The organism is Maritimibacter sp. UBA3975 (assembly GCF_002384975.1).
GTDB lineage: Bacteria > Pseudomonadota > Alphaproteobacteria > Rhodobacterales > Rhodobacteraceae > Maritimibacter.
In genome coordinates this window covers 448831-463548 of sequence record NZ_DGCP01000012.1, presented here as the reverse complement: position 1 = coordinate 463548, position 14718 = coordinate 448831, and the positions used below count along the sequence as shown (strand labels likewise).

The 14718-nt window shown below is 66.2% G+C and carries 11 protein-coding genes and 1 pseudogene; 3 read left to right on the top strand and 9 right to left on the bottom strand.

Annotated features, from left to right (window positions below; genetic code table 11):
* Both B2585_RS16160 and B2585_RS16155 read left to right on the top strand, forming a co-directional pair.
* Positions 1 to 282 (top strand): annotated as a pseudogene (locus B2585_RS16160) (ketol-acid reductoisomerase); the annotation flags it as partial.
* A gap of 95 nt (positions 283 to 377) precedes the next feature.
* Positions 378 to 1307: a DMT family transporter gene (locus tag B2585_RS16155; RefSeq protein WP_292024973.1), complete on the top strand. Its 930-nt coding sequence runs from the start codon at positions 378 to 380 to the stop codon at positions 1305 to 1307.
* On the opposite strand, the gene glmM is transcribed toward B2585_RS16155, so the two are convergent.
* The 9 genes from glmM to B2585_RS16110 form a co-directional block, all read right to left on the bottom strand.
* Positions 1304 to 2650 (bottom strand): phosphoglucosamine mutase, encoded by a 1347-nt coding sequence (gene glmM / locus B2585_RS16150; protein WP_292024972.1) that lies wholly within the window; start codon positions 2648 to 2650, stop codon positions 1304 to 1306. The two genes, B2585_RS16155 and glmM, sit on opposite strands and share 4 nt — an antisense overlap.
* A 3-nt stretch (positions 2651 to 2653) precedes the next feature.
* Positions 2654 to 3619: a dihydropteroate synthase gene (gene folP / locus B2585_RS16145; protein ID WP_414674063.1), complete on the bottom strand. Its 966-nt coding sequence runs from the start codon at positions 3617 to 3619 to the stop codon at positions 2654 to 2656.
* Positions 3616 to 4536: a dihydroneopterin aldolase gene (locus B2585_RS16140; protein ID WP_292024971.1), complete on the bottom strand. Its 921-nt coding sequence runs from the start codon at positions 4534 to 4536 to the stop codon at positions 3616 to 3618. Before B2585_RS16140 ends, folP begins: the two co-directional genes overlap by 4 nt.
* A gap of 57 nt (positions 4537 to 4593) precedes the next feature.
* Complete coding sequence (locus tag B2585_RS16135; protein ID WP_292024970.1) at positions 4594 to 5241, bottom strand: cell wall hydrolase; 648 nt, start codon at positions 5239 to 5241, stop codon at positions 4594 to 4596.
* Between the two features lie 180 nt (positions 5242 to 5421).
* On the bottom strand, positions 5422 to 7989 hold the full coding sequence (gene ppdK / locus B2585_RS16130) for a pyruvate, phosphate dikinase (protein WP_292025002.1): 2568 nt from the start codon (positions 7987 to 7989) through the stop codon (positions 5422 to 5424).
* A gap of 84 nt (positions 7990 to 8073) precedes the next feature.
* Positions 8074 to 10302, bottom strand: coding sequence for a glycine--tRNA ligase subunit beta (glyS, locus tag B2585_RS16125; protein ID WP_292024969.1), 2229 nt, complete (start codon positions 10300 to 10302; stop codon positions 8074 to 8076).
* Positions 10303 to 10407: 105 nt separating this feature from the next.
* A complete protein-coding gene (locus tag B2585_RS16120) occupies positions 10408 to 11289 on the bottom strand; it encodes a DUF1206 domain-containing protein (RefSeq protein ID WP_292024968.1) in 882 nt (293 codons plus the stop codon).
* A gap of 70 nt (positions 11290 to 11359) precedes the next feature.
* On the bottom strand, positions 11360 to 11851 hold the full coding sequence (locus tag B2585_RS16115) for a DUF6446 family protein (RefSeq protein ID WP_292024967.1): 492 nt from the start codon (positions 11849 to 11851) through the stop codon (positions 11360 to 11362).
* Positions 11848 to 12786 carry a glycine--tRNA ligase subunit alpha gene (locus B2585_RS16110; RefSeq protein WP_292024966.1) on the bottom strand — a complete coding sequence of 313 codons (939 nt, stop codon included), beginning with the start codon at positions 12784 to 12786 and terminating at the stop codon, positions 11848 to 11850. The genes B2585_RS16115 and B2585_RS16110 overlap by 4 nt, the downstream gene beginning before the upstream one ends.
* A gap of 145 nt (positions 12787 to 12931) precedes the next feature.
* Here B2585_RS16110 and B2585_RS16105 point away from each other — a divergent pair, with 145 nt between their 5' ends.
* Positions 12932 to 14680: a serine protease gene (locus B2585_RS16105; RefSeq protein ID WP_292024965.1), complete on the top strand. Its 1749-nt coding sequence runs from the start codon at positions 12932 to 12934 to the stop codon at positions 14678 to 14680.
* Positions 14681 to 14718: the final 38 nt, after the last annotated feature.

The following is a 14718-nucleotide window of genomic DNA, read 5'->3' as shown; positions in this document are numbered from 1 at the left end:
AACTACTCGATCTCGAACACCGCCGAGTACGGCGAATATGTTTCGGGCCCGCGCGTCCTGCCCTACGAGCAGACCAAGAAGGCGATGAAAGAGATCCTGACGGACATCCAGACCGGCAAATTCGTGCGTGACTTCATGCAGGAAAACGCGGTCGGCCAACCGTTCTTCAAAGGCACCCGTCGTCTGAACGACGAGCACCAGATCGAAGAAACCGGCGCGAAGCTGCGCGGCATGATGCCGTGGATTTCGGCCGGCAAGATGGTCGACAAAGAAAAGAACTGATCCTGACAGGGCGGCGGCGGTCCCGCCGCAACGTCAATGTTCGCGATTGATTGACCCCGGCCAGTGGCCGGGGTCTTTTCGCCTCCGGAGGGCCCATGACCACACCGCGCATCACCCCGGCCAGCTGGGCCATTCTCCTGACCCTCGGGCTTGTCTGGGGGTCCACGTTTCTCATCGTCGAGATCGCATTACGCGGCGTGCCGCCCGGCTGGGTGTCTGCTGCCCGCGTGGCCTTTGCCGCCGCGCTGATGCTGGTGGTCTGGGGGGCCAAGGGGTTCCGGCTGTTCGAGGGGCCGGTCGGTCCGCGCACATGGGCGCTCCTCGTCTTCGTCTGCATGCTGTCGGCCACGTTTCCCTTCCTGCTCCTGCCGTGGGGCCAGCAGTATGTCACCTCGGCCTTTGCCGGGATCACGATGGCTTCGATGATCTTCATCGTCCTGCCCATGGCGCATTTCATGGTGCCGGGTGAGCGGATGCAGTTGCGCTCCACCATCGGGTTCCTGATCGGCTTTGCGGGTGTCGTCATCCTCATCGGGGGCGAGAGCCTGACCAACCGCGGGGACACGATGGCGCTTTGGGGCGGGCTGGCGGTGTTCGGGACTGCGGCCTGTTACGGCGTCGGCTCGATCTACATGCGCCGCCTGCCGCCCTGCGACCCGTTGGGCCTGTCTGCGATGGTGATGATCATCGGCGCGATCGCCACGGTTCCGGCGGCCTTCGCGCTGGATGGCCCGCCGCCGATGCCGGACCGCGAGACGTTCATCGCGCTCGCCGTGCTCGGGCTGATCCCAACGGCCGGGGCGAACTTCCTGCGGACCGTGCTGATCCGCTCGGCGGGCCCGACATTCCTCAGCCTCGTGAACTACATCGTTCCGGTGATCTCGGTGGCCCTCGGCGCAGCCGTTCTGAGCGAGGCGTTGCCGCCGACCATGCTCATCGCGCTGGTCGCGATTCTGGGCGGCATGGCGATCAGCCAGTGGGAGTCGCTGGTGCGTGTGGCGGGCAGGCTGCGCGCGCGGGCCTAGCCCGCCGCACGCTCCACCTCGGCGACGATCCGGTCCACCACGTCGACGAGGAAGGCTTCGTCCTCACACTCCGCCATCACGCGGATCAGCGGTTCGGTCCCGGACTTGCGGATCAGGAGCCGGCCCTTGCCGTTCAGCTCCGCCTCGCTCGTGGCGATCACTTTGCGGACATTTTCGGCCTCCAGCGGCGCCTGCCCGGCCTGAAACCGCACGTTTTTCAACAATTGCGGCACCGTTTCGAACACCTGCGTAAGTGACGACGCGGGCTTGCCGGTCTCGACCATGGCCGCGAGGAACTGAAGCCCCGCGAGCAGGCCGTCACCGGTCGTGGCGAAATCGGTCATCACGATGTGGCCCGACTGTTCCCCCCCGAGGTTGAAGCCCTTTTCGCGCATCCGCTCGACGACGTAACGGTCGCCCACCTTGGTCCGCTCCAGCCCGAGGCCACGACCCGCAAGGTAGCGTTCCAGCCCGAGGTTCGACATCACCGTGGCCACCAGCGCACCGCCCTTGAGCGTGCCGAGGTCGGCCCAGCGCCCGGCCATGAGCGCCATGATCTGATCCCCGTCCGCGACGCGGCCCGTCTCGTCGATGATCATCACGCGGTCGGCGTCACCGTCGAGGCAGATGCCCACGTCCGCGCCGTTGTCTACCACCGCCTGAGCCGCCGTAGCGGTCGCTGTCGAGCCGCAGTTCAGGTTGATGTTCTTGCCGTTCGGCTCCACCCCGATCTCGACCACATCGGCGCCGAGCTCCCACAACGCTTCGGGCGCTGCGCGGTAGGCGGCGCCATTGGCGCAGTCGATCACGACCTTCAGACCGTCGAGCCGCTTGTCCGTCGGGAAGGTCGTCTTGATAAACTCGACGTAGCGATGGCGCCCTTCGTCGATCCGGCGCGCGCGCCCGATGTTTTCCGGTTCCGACGGCTCCACACCGTCGGCGACAAGCGCGGAAATCTCGTCCTCGGCAGCGTCCGACAGCTTGAACCCGTCCGGTCCGAAGAACTTGATGCCGTTGTCCTGAAACGCGTTGTGGCTGGCCGAGATCATGATGCCGAGGTCCGCGCGCATGGAATGGGTCAGGTGCCCCACGGCGGGTGTCGGCACGGGGCCGAGGAGCAGCACGTTCATGCCGGTCGAGGTCAGCCCGGCGGTCAGCGCGTTCTCGATCATGTAACCGGAGAGCCGCGTGTCCTTGCCGATCACGACGCGGTGGTCGTTCTTGCCGTCGCGGCGGAAGAAGCGCCCCGCCGCCGCCCCGAGCTTGAGCGCCATTTCGGCGGTCATCGGGTAACTGTTGGCCTTGCCCCGCACCCCGTCGGTTCCGAAAAGCTTGTCCGCCACGGCTCAGTCTCCCCCGTTGAGCGCGGCGTGCAGTTTGAGCGCCTGCGCGGTTTCCTTGGTATCGTGAACGCGAATGACATGCATCCCCTGCGCGGCGCCGTGGAGCGCGACGGCGAGCGACCCGCCCACCCGGTCTTTCGCTTCTTTCGCGCCGCCGATGGTGCCGATGAAGGTCTTGCGGGAGGCCCCCAGCAACACCGGCAGGCCGAGGTCGTGCAAGAGCGTCAGGTGGCGCATCAGTTGCAGGTTGTGGTCGAGCGTCTTGCCGAAGCCGATGCCGGGGTCTGTGACGATGCGCGCGCGCTTCACGCCCCGTTCCACGGCAAAGGCGATGCGGGCTTCAAGGTGGTCCATTACCTCGCCCACTACGTCGTCATAGGTCGGGTTCTTCTGCATCGTGTCGGGCAGGCCCTTGGCATGCATCAGGCACACCGGCACGTCGCGCTCGGCGGTGAGGTCGGCGAGTTCCGGGTCGAAGACAAAGGCCGACACGTCGTTGACCATGTCGGCGCCCGCGTCCAGCGCCGCCTCGGCCACCCGCGCCTTGCGCGTGTCGATCGAGATGGGCGTGGTGATTCCAGCGTCCCGGATCGCCGCGATGACCGGGGCGGTGCGGCGGATTTCCTCGTCCAGCGCGACTTCGGCCGCGCCGGGGCGGGTGGATTCGCCGCCGATGTCGATGATGTCAGCGTCGTCCGCCATGACGCGGGCGCGGGCCACCGCGTCTGCCAGCCCGGCATGGTCGCCGCCATCGGAGAAGCTGTCAGGCGTCACGTTCAGGATGCCCATAACGCGGGGCCGGTCGAGCGTGAGACCGCAGAGGTCCGGGCGCGGATCGGACAGCCGGGCGCGCGCGCTCACGTCGTCGGGGCCGTTCACCGTGTCGAACCATGCGCTGGTCATGCCCGCGAGGGGCAGCGCACCGCGTGGGCGTGGTCCGGTGCGCGCGATCGGCTCGGACCGGCTCACGGCGTCTCCCCGATCACGATGGTGCGGGTGGGCAGGTCCGTCTCGGGCACCGGGCATCCGACGCAGAGGATTTCCTCGGCCTGCATAAGCCCCGCGAACCACGCGGTGAGAGCGAGCGGGTCGGTCACGTCGGCTTCGTCCCCGTCAACCGCATCCAGCACGATCTTGGAGGGGGCCCAGACGCAAATCTGATTGTGCTTCATCGCCCAGTCGAGTTCGGTCCGCGTGCCGACGACAACGCAGCGCCGGTCACGCGCCGCCAGCACCCAGGCGTTCAGTTCTATGGCGAGCAGGTCGATGCGTCGCTGCGGCAGGTCGCGCTTCGCATCGGGCACGGGCATATCAGGGGGGCCGACGCAGAGGATCGCGGGGGCTGATCCCGCCTCCAGCCGGTCCAGGAGGGCGATGAGCGCGGGGGCCGCGACGGCCTCGTTCGACAGATGGACGACGATGGGATGCGGCAGCTCCTCGCCCGAAGGCGCGACCGGGGCGCTCTGGCCGTGGGATCGCACGATCTCGACCCCGAGCGCGCCGGGGCCACGGTCGAGCTTTTCGATACGCACGAAGACGCGCAGCGTCTGCGGTTCGAACAGGATGCGGTCGGCCACGCGTTCGGCCAGCGTTTCGAGCAGGTTCAGCCGCTCGGCGGCAAGTTCAAACGCAATCGCCTCGCTGATCGTGTCGTAGGAGAGGATCTTGTCCACGTCATCCTCGACAGGTCCGTCGGGTGCGCGGACCTCAACGACGATGTTGAAGCGCAGGCGCTGGGTCGTTCCCCGCTCCTGCTGAAAGGCACCGATTTCGGCCTCGACCACATGATCGCGCAGCGAAATCCGGTCCGGCGGGGCCGCCGGTTGACCGGAGGCTTCGGAGCGGGCTTCGGGGTGTTCGAAGGCGAGACGGGATTCAGAGGTCATGCGGGTCTCCTTGGCGGCGGAAAATGCCGCAAGGACCCCGGAATGGAAAGCTGAAAGTCAGCGATAGAACTTGTGTACGCCAATCTGCGCCGTATGCGCGAGGCGGCTGGCCCAGCGCGGCGAAACGGCGGTCGTGTGGTAGAAGGTGGCACCGCCTGTGAGCGTGCGGGGCGTGCCGTCCAGCACGACGCGCGCCACCTTTCCGACCCGGTCCCACGCCGCGCGGTTGTTCACCGTTTCGGGGTGGCCATCGCAGGTGAAGGAGAACTGACAGGCGTGACGCCGCCCGGTGCCCTGATTCACGACGCCACAGACGGTGTTCGGAAACCGTGCACTGTCGACCCGGTTCATGATGACCTCTGCCACCGCGAAGAGGCCCTTGTGCGTCTCGCCCCGCGCCTCGAAATACAATGCCTGCGTCAGGCAGCGCCATTGCTCGCCCCCGGTCGCAGTGGGCTGCTTGGAGAGCCACACCTCATCGGGCGGCTGGGCCGGTGCCTTGGGCTTTTTTCGCGGGAAGAGCGAGCGGGCGGGCGCGAGGCGCGTGATTTCTTCAAGCCGGGAGGGCGACATCGTCTCAAAGCTGGCGCGCTCCTGCCCGACCAGCGAAGTGAGCGCATCGGCGGCGTTGAAATTCGCTTCGGCATGCGCCGAAGGCGTCAGACCCAGTGCCGCGAGCGCGGCCATGACAATGTTTCGAACCATATCAAGATCCCCCGGAACCCGTCGCGGCGGAGTTTGCTTCCGCTCATTATCGTGGGCGTTCATAGGGCAAAAACCGGCTCAGGTCCAGTTTTGAGGGTGTCGCAGGCGTTCACCCAACATGTTGGGAACGTCCCGCAAGTGCCTACAATCTGTGGATAAGTTTCGGGATTCTCTTTGTGATCAACGAGTCACACGGGCCCGACCGATGCCCCGGTCCGAGATTGCCAGATGGGCGGCGGCGAGGCGCGCAACGGGCACCCGGAAGGGCGAGCAGGAGACATAGTCGAACCCCGCCTTGCGACAGAAGGCGATTGATTCCGGGTTGCCCCCATGCTCCCCGCAGATCGCGAGCGTCACGTCCGGGTTGCCGCTGCGCCCGCGCTCCGCCCCGATCTGGAGCAGCTCACCCACGCCTTCGATGTCGAGCATGTGGAACGGGTCCTCGGGATAGACCTTCTGCTGCACATAACGGCCCATGAACCGGCCCGCGTCGTCGCGCGAAAGGCCATAGGTCATCTGGGTCAGGTCGTTGGTGCCGAAGGAGAGGAAGGCGGCGTGCTGCGCGATCTCGCTCGCCCGGAGTGCGGCGCGCGGCGTCTCGACCATCACGCCCAAGCGGTAGGTGAAGTCCACCCCGCGCTCGACCCGGACGGCGGCGGCGATGGCATCGACCTGCGTCTTGACCAGCTCCACCTCGCGCATGGCCGACACGAGCGGGATCATGATTTCGGGCACGACGGGCGCCCCGCCCTCGGCATTGGCGTCGATCGTCGCCTCGAAGATGGCGCGCACCTGCATTTCGTAGATTTCCGGCACGGTGATCCCCAGCCGCACGCCGCGCATCCCGAGCATCGGGTTGAACTCGGTGAGCGCCTCGATCCGCCGGGTCACGTCCGAGAGCGGGAGGTCGAGGGCATCGGCCAGCTCAAGCATCCCTTCGCGGCCCTGCGGCAGAAATTCGTGCAACGGCGGGTCGAACAGGCGGATGGTGACCGGCAGGCCGGACATGATCTTGAACAGTTCGCGGAAGTCGGCGCGCTGCATCGGCTCGATCCGTTCGAGCGCCGTGCGCCGGTCCTCGGGCGTGTCGGCGAAGATCATTTCGCGCATGGCAAGCAGCCGGTCGTGTTCGAAGAACATGTGTTCGGTCCGCGCCAGCCCGATGCCTTCGGCTGCGAACATCCGCGCCTTGGCGGCGTCCGCCGGGGTGTCGGCATTGGCGCGCACACCGATGTCACGGGCATTGTCGGCCCAGGCGAGCAGCGTCTGGAACGCCTCGCCCAGCTCGGGTTCGAGCATCTGCGCGGCCCCTGCCAGCGCTTCGCCGGAGGTGCCGTCGACGGTGATGATGTCGCCCTCTCCGAACACGCGTCCGTCGCGGGTGCGCAGGGTCTTTTTGCGCCGGTCCAGCACGATGTCGGATGCGCCGACAACGCAGGGCAGACCAAGCCCCCGCGCAATCACGGCGGCGTGCGAGGTGATCCCGCCCCGCTCGGTCAGCACGGCCTGGGCTGCATGCATTCCGCGAATGTCCTCGGGCGTGGTTTCGCGGCGCACGAGGATGCAGGGCTCGTCCTGCGCGGCAGATGCCTGCGCCGCGCGGGAGGAGAAGACGATCTTGCCGGTCGCCGCGCCCGGGCTGGCCGCGATCCCCTGCGCGACGGTGTCGCGGCGTCCGGCCGGGTCGACCTGGCTGTGCAGAAGCTCCGGCAGCGAGCGCGGGGGCACGCGCATCACCGCTTCATCTTCCGAGATGATGGCGTCCTGCGCCAGCTGGACCGAGATATGAAGGTTCGCGCGGGCCGTGCGCTGCACCCGCACCGCGTCGAGGATGTACAGGGTTTCGTTCTCGAGCGTGAACTCGATCTGCATTTCCTCACGCAAACGGTTGCGGCACAACTCGCCATACCGTTTCAGGTCGTCAAAGACATGCGGCAGCTCTTCCTCGATGGAGCGGCCCCGCTCATCCTTCGCGAGGTACATGACGTCGCGCGAATCCGGGTCGCCCAGCGCATCTCGCCCCTGGCTCTGGCACAGGTAGCGCCCGTGAAGCTCACGTTCGCCGGTCTGGCCGCTGACGAACTGGATCACCCCGGACCCGGACATTTCCTTGCCCAGCCCGATGGCCATCGCCTGCACCACAAGGCCGAGCCCGGCGTCGGCGGGCGCCCCGCGCGCTTCGCGCAGAAGACGGGCGGTCGTCCCTTCCCACGCGCGGGCCATGGAGCGGAGCACTTCGCACAGCTGCGCGCCCGGGTCCTGCGGGAACGGCTCGTCCGTTTCGTCCTCATAGGTCGTGAGTGCGCGGGTCAGAGCCTTTGTGTCCGACGGCCCGTCCAGCTCGAACTCGTCCGGGTCGAGCCGGGCGACGTGGATCGCGTATGAGCGGATGAAACGCAGGTAGAGCGCGGTCGCGGCTTCCTCGCCATGCGTCTCGGACAGCCGCCGGTGCGCCGCGTCATTCATGCCGATGTTCAGGATCGCCGAGGGCCCGCCCCAGTCGGGGTCTTCGGAAGACGGGCGGACGGACACGAGCGGCGAGGCGTCGAACAGCCCCAGAAGCTCATCCATATCGGGAAGCTTGCCCTGCGAGACCTCGTGCACGGTCGCGAAATCGAGCGCGACGGTCGTGGGTACAGGCATGTCCAGCCGGATCAGGCGTTGCAGGCATTTCGCGCGCCCACCGTGGCGGTTCACGTCGATCGAAGCGGTCGGCGTGATTTCGGTGAACCCACGGTTGAGAACCATATTCTGCACTGCAGCATCTCCTGATGCCCTCAACATAGCGCTAACATGAACACTTACAACATTGTCCTAACCCGTTACGAAGTTTTACTTACCCTCGATCCGGGTCAAATCTGCAACAGTCATACAGATATCACGGATGCGCGCCAAGAGATTCAAGCGGTTACGACGCACGATCTGATTTTCGGTGTTGATCTGAACCGCATCGAAGAAGGCGTCGATGGGCGCGCGTAGATCGGCCATGGCGGCCATCGCACCCGCAAAGTCCTCCTGCGCCATCGCCGGGTCGATCTTCGCAGCCGCGGCGTCCAGCGCGGTGAAAAGCGCTTTCTCCTCAGCGGCTTCCGCGAATTTCGGGTCCGCCCCGAAGGAATACTCGACCCCGTCCTTCTCCTCGGCTTGTGCCAGAATGTTATTGGCCCGCTTGAACCCCTGGGTCAGGTTCGCCCCGTCCTCGGTGTTCAGGAACGCTGCGAGCGCGTTGGCGCGTTTGACCAGCAGGGTCAGATCGTCACTCGCCGGCATGTTCAGGCAGGCGTCGATTACGTCGTGGCGGATGCCCTCGCCCTTAAGGTGGACCTTGAGGCGGTCGTGGAAGAAGGCGAGGAGGTCTGCGGACAGGTCCGGCACGTCGGTCTTGAGCGATGCGAGCGCCTCGGCCCCGTCCTTGTCTGCGAATTTCTTCAGCACCGTCTCGATGGCCGCGGCGAAGACACCGTGATCCGCGATCTCGTCGATGATCATGTCTACTCCGTCAGACGGCACCTCCTCGCGGGTCGCGTCCTTGAAGCGCAGAAGTTGCATGTCGACGAAGCGGTCCAGCGGCATCCGGATCTCGTTGGCCAGAACCAGCCGGATCACCCCCAGCGCGGCGCGGCGCAGCGCGTAGGGGTCCTTGGAGCCGGTCGGTTTCTCGTCGATGGCCCAGAAACCCGTGAGCGTGTCGAGCTTGTCGGCGAGCGCCACGGCGACGGACACCGGCGCGGACGGCACATCGTCCGACGGGCCGAGCGGTGAGTAATGGTCACGGCAGGCGTCGGCCACGGCATCGGACAGACCGGCGCGCTGCGCGTAGTAGCGCCCCATGATCCCCTGCAATTCGGGAAATTCGTAGACCATTTCCGAGGCTAGGTCGGCCTTGACCACCTTGGCGGCCAGCACAGCTTCGTCCGGCGCGGCACCCACTTCGGGCGCAATGCGGCGGGCGAGCGCGGCGATGCGGTCGATGCGCTCCGCCTGGCTGCCAAGCTCGCGGTGGAAGGTCACGTTGGACAGGCTATCGGACATGGTCGCCATGCCATGTTCGGCCACCGTGCGCAGGTCGTTCTCCCAGAAGAACTTGGCGTCCGACAGGCGTGCGGCCAGAACCTTTTGGTTGCCTGCGAGGATCGTCGCGCCGTTGTCGGCGGTTTCGCGGTTGGCGACGGTGACGAATTTCTCGATCCGCCCGGTCTTGGGGTTCTTCACCGAAAAGAACTTCTGATGTTCCTTCATGGAGGTCTGGAGCACCTCGGGCGGCAGGTCGATGAAATCGGCCCCGATGTCGCCCATGAGGACGAAGGGCCATTCGACCAGCCCGGCCACCTCGGCCAGCAGGCCCTTGTCCTCGACCAGCTCGAAACCCGACGCAAAGGCCGCCTGCGTCGCGTCGTGCCAGATCGCATCCGCCCGGGCTGCGGGGTCTAGCAGCACGCAGGCCTTGCGCAGCTTGGCCTCGTAATCCTCGAAGGACGACACCTTGATGGCGCCGGGCGCCATGAAGCGGTGGCCCTGCGTCGTGTCGCCGGATCTGATCCCGTCCACGTCGAGCGGAACGACCTCTGCCCCGTCGTCGCCTGTCAGGATGCACAGGATGGAATGGAGCGGGCGGACCCAGCGCAGGCTTCCGTCGCCCCAGCGCATCGATTTGGGCCACGGGAAGTTGCGGATCGCGCCTTCGAGCACCTCGGCCACGATTTCGGCCGCCGGACGGCCGGGTTTCTCGATCACGGCGAACCAGACCTGCCCCTTTTTCTCGTCCCGCGCCTCAAGCTGGTCCTTGGTGAGGCCGGTGGCGCGCAGGAACCCTTCCAGCGCCTTCTCGGGCGCATCCACGCGCGGCCCCTTGCGCTCTTCGCGCGTGTCGGGAGAGACGGCGGGCAGATCGGCGAGTGTCAGGCACAGGCGGCGCGGCGTGGCGAAGGCGGCGGCGCCGCCATAAGTCAGACCGGCCTCGACAAGCCCGTCTGTGACGAGCCGCTTGAGGTCATCGGCGGCTTTCGCCTGCATCCGCGCAGGGATTTCCTCGGAGAAGAGTTCGATCAGCAGATCGGCCATGTCGCACACCCAGTCCAGGGGCGCCGGGGTCGGCGCCGGTCCGGGTCGGCATACCGAAGGGGGGATGGGAGGTCCAGAGCCTCCCGCCCCTCTTCGGCGAAACGATCAGGTGACGCGGGCGATGGCCGAACGGAACGTCGTATCGAAACGGCCCGCGAGGGTTTTCGTGTCCGGTCCCGCGCGGCGCGGCACGATCCGGTAGCGCGATTCCACGAAGCAGTAGACCGCGAAGGCGATCAGCCCGATGCCGAGCAGACCCAGCAGGATCTGGCCGAAGGGTTGTGCGCGGACTGCCTCGAACGCCTGATTCAGGCCGCCAGCCTGCGACGGATCTGCGTTGAGCCCGGCGATGATGAGAAACACCCCGATAATGGCAACGACGATGCCATGCGCGATGAGACCCGCCTTGATGACCGGGTCGAGCTTCTGGGAGCGCGGCGACTGGCGCATGTGCTTTTTGTACATTTCGCGCAGGGCCTTCACGCCGTAGTAGATCCCGGCGCCGATCGTTATGGCGCCCAGAGCGACGACGACCCACTTGCCCCACTGGTCCTGCTGCATGAGCCAGGAAACGAGCGTGCGGACCTGTCCGCCATCTTCTCCCGATCCGCTGGAACCCATCGCCTGCCGCGCTGCGGTGACGGCAAGGCCCAGATGGATCAGCCCGGTCACGAAGAGCCCCGTGCGGGCGATCATGCCCTTGGCCCCGCCCCCGTGCAGTTCGAGGTCCTGCCACGCCGCGATGAAGCGCCAGGCCGCGTAGGCCAGAAGCCCCACCGCGATCACCCACAGGAGCGGCACGCCCCACGTCGTGGACCGCAGGGAGGCCAACGCCGATGAGGTGCCTTCGGCGTTGCCGCCGGTCCAGGCGGCGAGGAATGTCAGCACGCCAAGGATGACATAGGTGACGCCACGGGCGGCATAGCCGAAGCGCATGACGGGGGTGACCCACTTTGGGGCGCGGTCGAAACCCAGGGTATCTGACACGGGACTTGCTCCTATCTCGGTTGCAATCCCAATGCGTCCCGCCGGGTAAAGTTCCTGCGGGGCCCCGCGATCACTCGATAGGTTCGGACGTGTCCTCGGCGAATTTCTCGTTGAGCTGGTGCCATGCAAAGGCGCGACCGTCGGGATAAACGGCAATCACGCGGTCCACGCCCTCGTGGATGTCCTTGGCGCTCAGAAACGCGATGGCCTGTCCGTCCTCAAGGTCCGTCCCGATCTCCTGCGCATCGAAGCAGTCGAACCAGCCCGGCGCGTTGAGTGGCGTCGGCTCGGGGTATTCGCGATAGGTTTCCTGAATCGTCGGGCTGGACATGCCGGCGGTGAAACAGGCGCGGAACCGGATCGGGCTGGAGGTGCCGTCGATCGCGCGGATATCGTCCGCGACGATCTCTTCTTCCAGGCCCGTGGAGATGTTGACGAGCGTGAGCGTCACCTCCTCGGCGGCCACGCGATCATAATAGGCATAGACCTGCGTGTAGTAGAGGGCGATGCCGAAGATAAGTGAAAACACGACGATGAACCCCGCGACGATTTTTCCGTTCACGCGGCACTCTCCGCGCTGAAGCCGCCCGCTTCGGTCTGCACGAAGGCATCGGCACAGAGCTTGGCGAGCGTGCGCACCCGGCCGATATAGGCCTGCCGTTCCGTGACCGAGATCACGCCGCGTGCGTCGAGCAGGTTGAAGATGTGGCTGGCCTTGATGCACTGGTCATAGGCTGGATGCGCCATGACGATGCGCTTGCCGGTCTTGGGATCGTCGACCGGGTGATCGAGGATCGCCTGACACTCGCGCTCGGCGTCTTCGAAATGGCGCAGAAGCTTTTCCGTGTCGGCCGCATCAAAGTTGTGGCGCGAGTACTCTTCCTCCGTCTGGCGAAACACGTCGCCATAGGAAAGCGGGATCGGCGCCTGCGGATCGTTGAACGGCATGTCCATCACATGGTCGATGCCCAGCACATACATGGCGAGGCGTTCGAGCCCATAGGTCAGCTCGCCCGACACCGGGCGGCAGTCATGGCCGCCGACCTGCTGGAAATAGGTGAACTGGCTGACTTCCATCCCGTCGCACCAGACCTCCCACCCAAGGCCCCATGCCCCCAGCGTGGGGCTTTCCCAGTCATCTTCGACGAAACGGATATCGTGGAGCGCCATGTCGATCCCGATGGCCTCGAGCGAGCCGAGGTACAGGTCCTGAAGGTCCGGCGGCGAGGGTTTGATGAGCACCTGGAACTGATAATAGTGCTGAAGCCGGTTCGGGTTTTCGCCATAGCGCCCGTCGGTCGGACGGCGCGACGGCTGGACATAGGCCGCAGCCCAGGCGTTCGAGCCCAGCGCGCGCAACGTCGTGGCCGGGTGGAACGTGCCCGCCCCCACTTCCATGTCATAGGGTTGCAGCACGGCGCAGCCCTTGGTCGCCCAATAGGTCTGAAGCCGCAGGATGATTTCCTGAAAGCTTTTCGGTTTGGTCACTTCGGCCATGTCGTCACCTCGCGCGATGTCGCGGTCTCAATAGGACTGCCACAGGTCGGGGTCAATCGACCCGCCCGATATTGACCTCGCCCGAGGCGTCGTGAATTACTTGCCGGGATGTTCAATTAAAGGCCTTGGAGGGCAACAGGGGACAATGAAGCGCGTCATTACGGCGATCACCCTTTACGCGGGTTTGATGGGAAGCACCTCTGCCTTTGCGCAAGGCACGTTCTGGATTCAGGTCGAGGCGAATACCACGCTGAACGAGGCGCTGGCCGCCACCCGCAGTTACGACGCGGAGCTCGACGATGTCGTCGGCTATCGCCTCGGCGCGTCCGGCTGGTATGCCACCGCGCTCGGTCCGTTCTCCGAGGACGAGGCCGCCGCGACGCTGCAACAACTCGTCGTCGCCGGCGAGGTGCCCCGCGATTCCTATGTCAGCGACGGTGCCACGTTCGGGCAGCAGTTCTGGCCGGTGGGCGCGAACAACACCGCGCAGCAGGCCGAGCCCGAAGCGACGCCCGCACAGGCGACCGATGAGACGACCGCCGAAGTCGCGCCGGAGCCCGAGCCCATCGTTCCCGAAGAAACCCCGCAGGAGGCACGCCGTTCCGAGGCGCAGCTCGACCGTGCGGCGCGCGAGGAGATTCAGATCGCGCTCCAGTTCGAGGGTTTCTACAACGCCGGTATCGACGCGGCCTTCGGGCCCGGCACCCGTGCCGCCATGTCCGCGTGGCAGGAGGCCAAAGGGTTCGAAGCGACCGGCATCCTCACGACCCGGCAGCGCACCAAGCTGATCGACGACTACAATGCGGTTTTCGACAGCCTCGCCATGGCCTCGGTCACGGATCGGGACGCGGGCATCGAGGTCATCATGCCCACCGCCCTCGTCGAGTTCGACCGCTACGAGGCACCCTTCGCGCATTACGAGGGGGACGACGGCGTGCGCGTCGTTCTGATCTCGCAATCCGGCGGGCAGTCGTCGCTGTACGGGCTTTATGACATCCTGCAATCGCTGGAAGTGGTGCCGCCGCAGGGCGAGCGCAACCGGCGCGAGAACAGCTTCGAGATCAACGGCGCGAACCGCGAGATCGTCAATTACACCTATGCCGAAGTCGTGGACGGGGCCGTGAAAGGCTACATGCTGATCTGGCCCACGGGCGACGATCAGCGGCGCAATATCGCGCTCGACGCGATGAAGGACAGCTTCGCCTCGACGGGGGCCACAGTGCTTGACGACAACGCCGGTCTGGATGAGGCCATGCAGAGCGTGGATCTCGTCTCCGGTCTGGAAATCCGCCGCGCGGACCGCGCGCGCACCGGGTTTTACGTCTCAAGCGACGGCACCGTTCTGACCACCACCGAAGCCGTGGCCGGCTGCTCCGATCTGACGCTCGACGAAAGCTACCCGGCATCGGTCGTCGCCACGGATGAGGCGCTGGGGGCAGCCATCGTGAAGCCCGATCAACCCCTCGCCCCCCTCGGCGTTGCCAGCCTCTCAGGGTCCGAACCGCGCATCCAGTCGGACCTCGCGGTCGCTGGCTTCTCCTTCGGCGGGCGCTTGGCCTCGGCCACCCTGACCTTCGGCACACTCGCCGACATCAAGGGGCTTGACGGTGAGGACAGCGTCTATCGCCTCGACCTCGAGGCGCAGGACGGCGACGCGGGCGGGCCGATCGTGAACGGCGCGGGCCTCGTGCTCGGCATGCTGAAGTCCGACAGTGACGGCAGCCGCCAGTTCCCCGAGGAGGTCTCCTTCGCCACCAAGGCCCCGGCGCTGGCCGCGTTCCTCGAAGCCAACGGCGTGACCTCCACGCCGGTCGATGGCGCACAGAGCCTCTCGCCCCACGCCCTGTCGGTGAAGGCCGCCGACATGTCCGTGCTGGTCAGCTGCTGGGAATGATCCCCGCAGGGTCCGCCGCCCGACAGACCGGGCGGCGG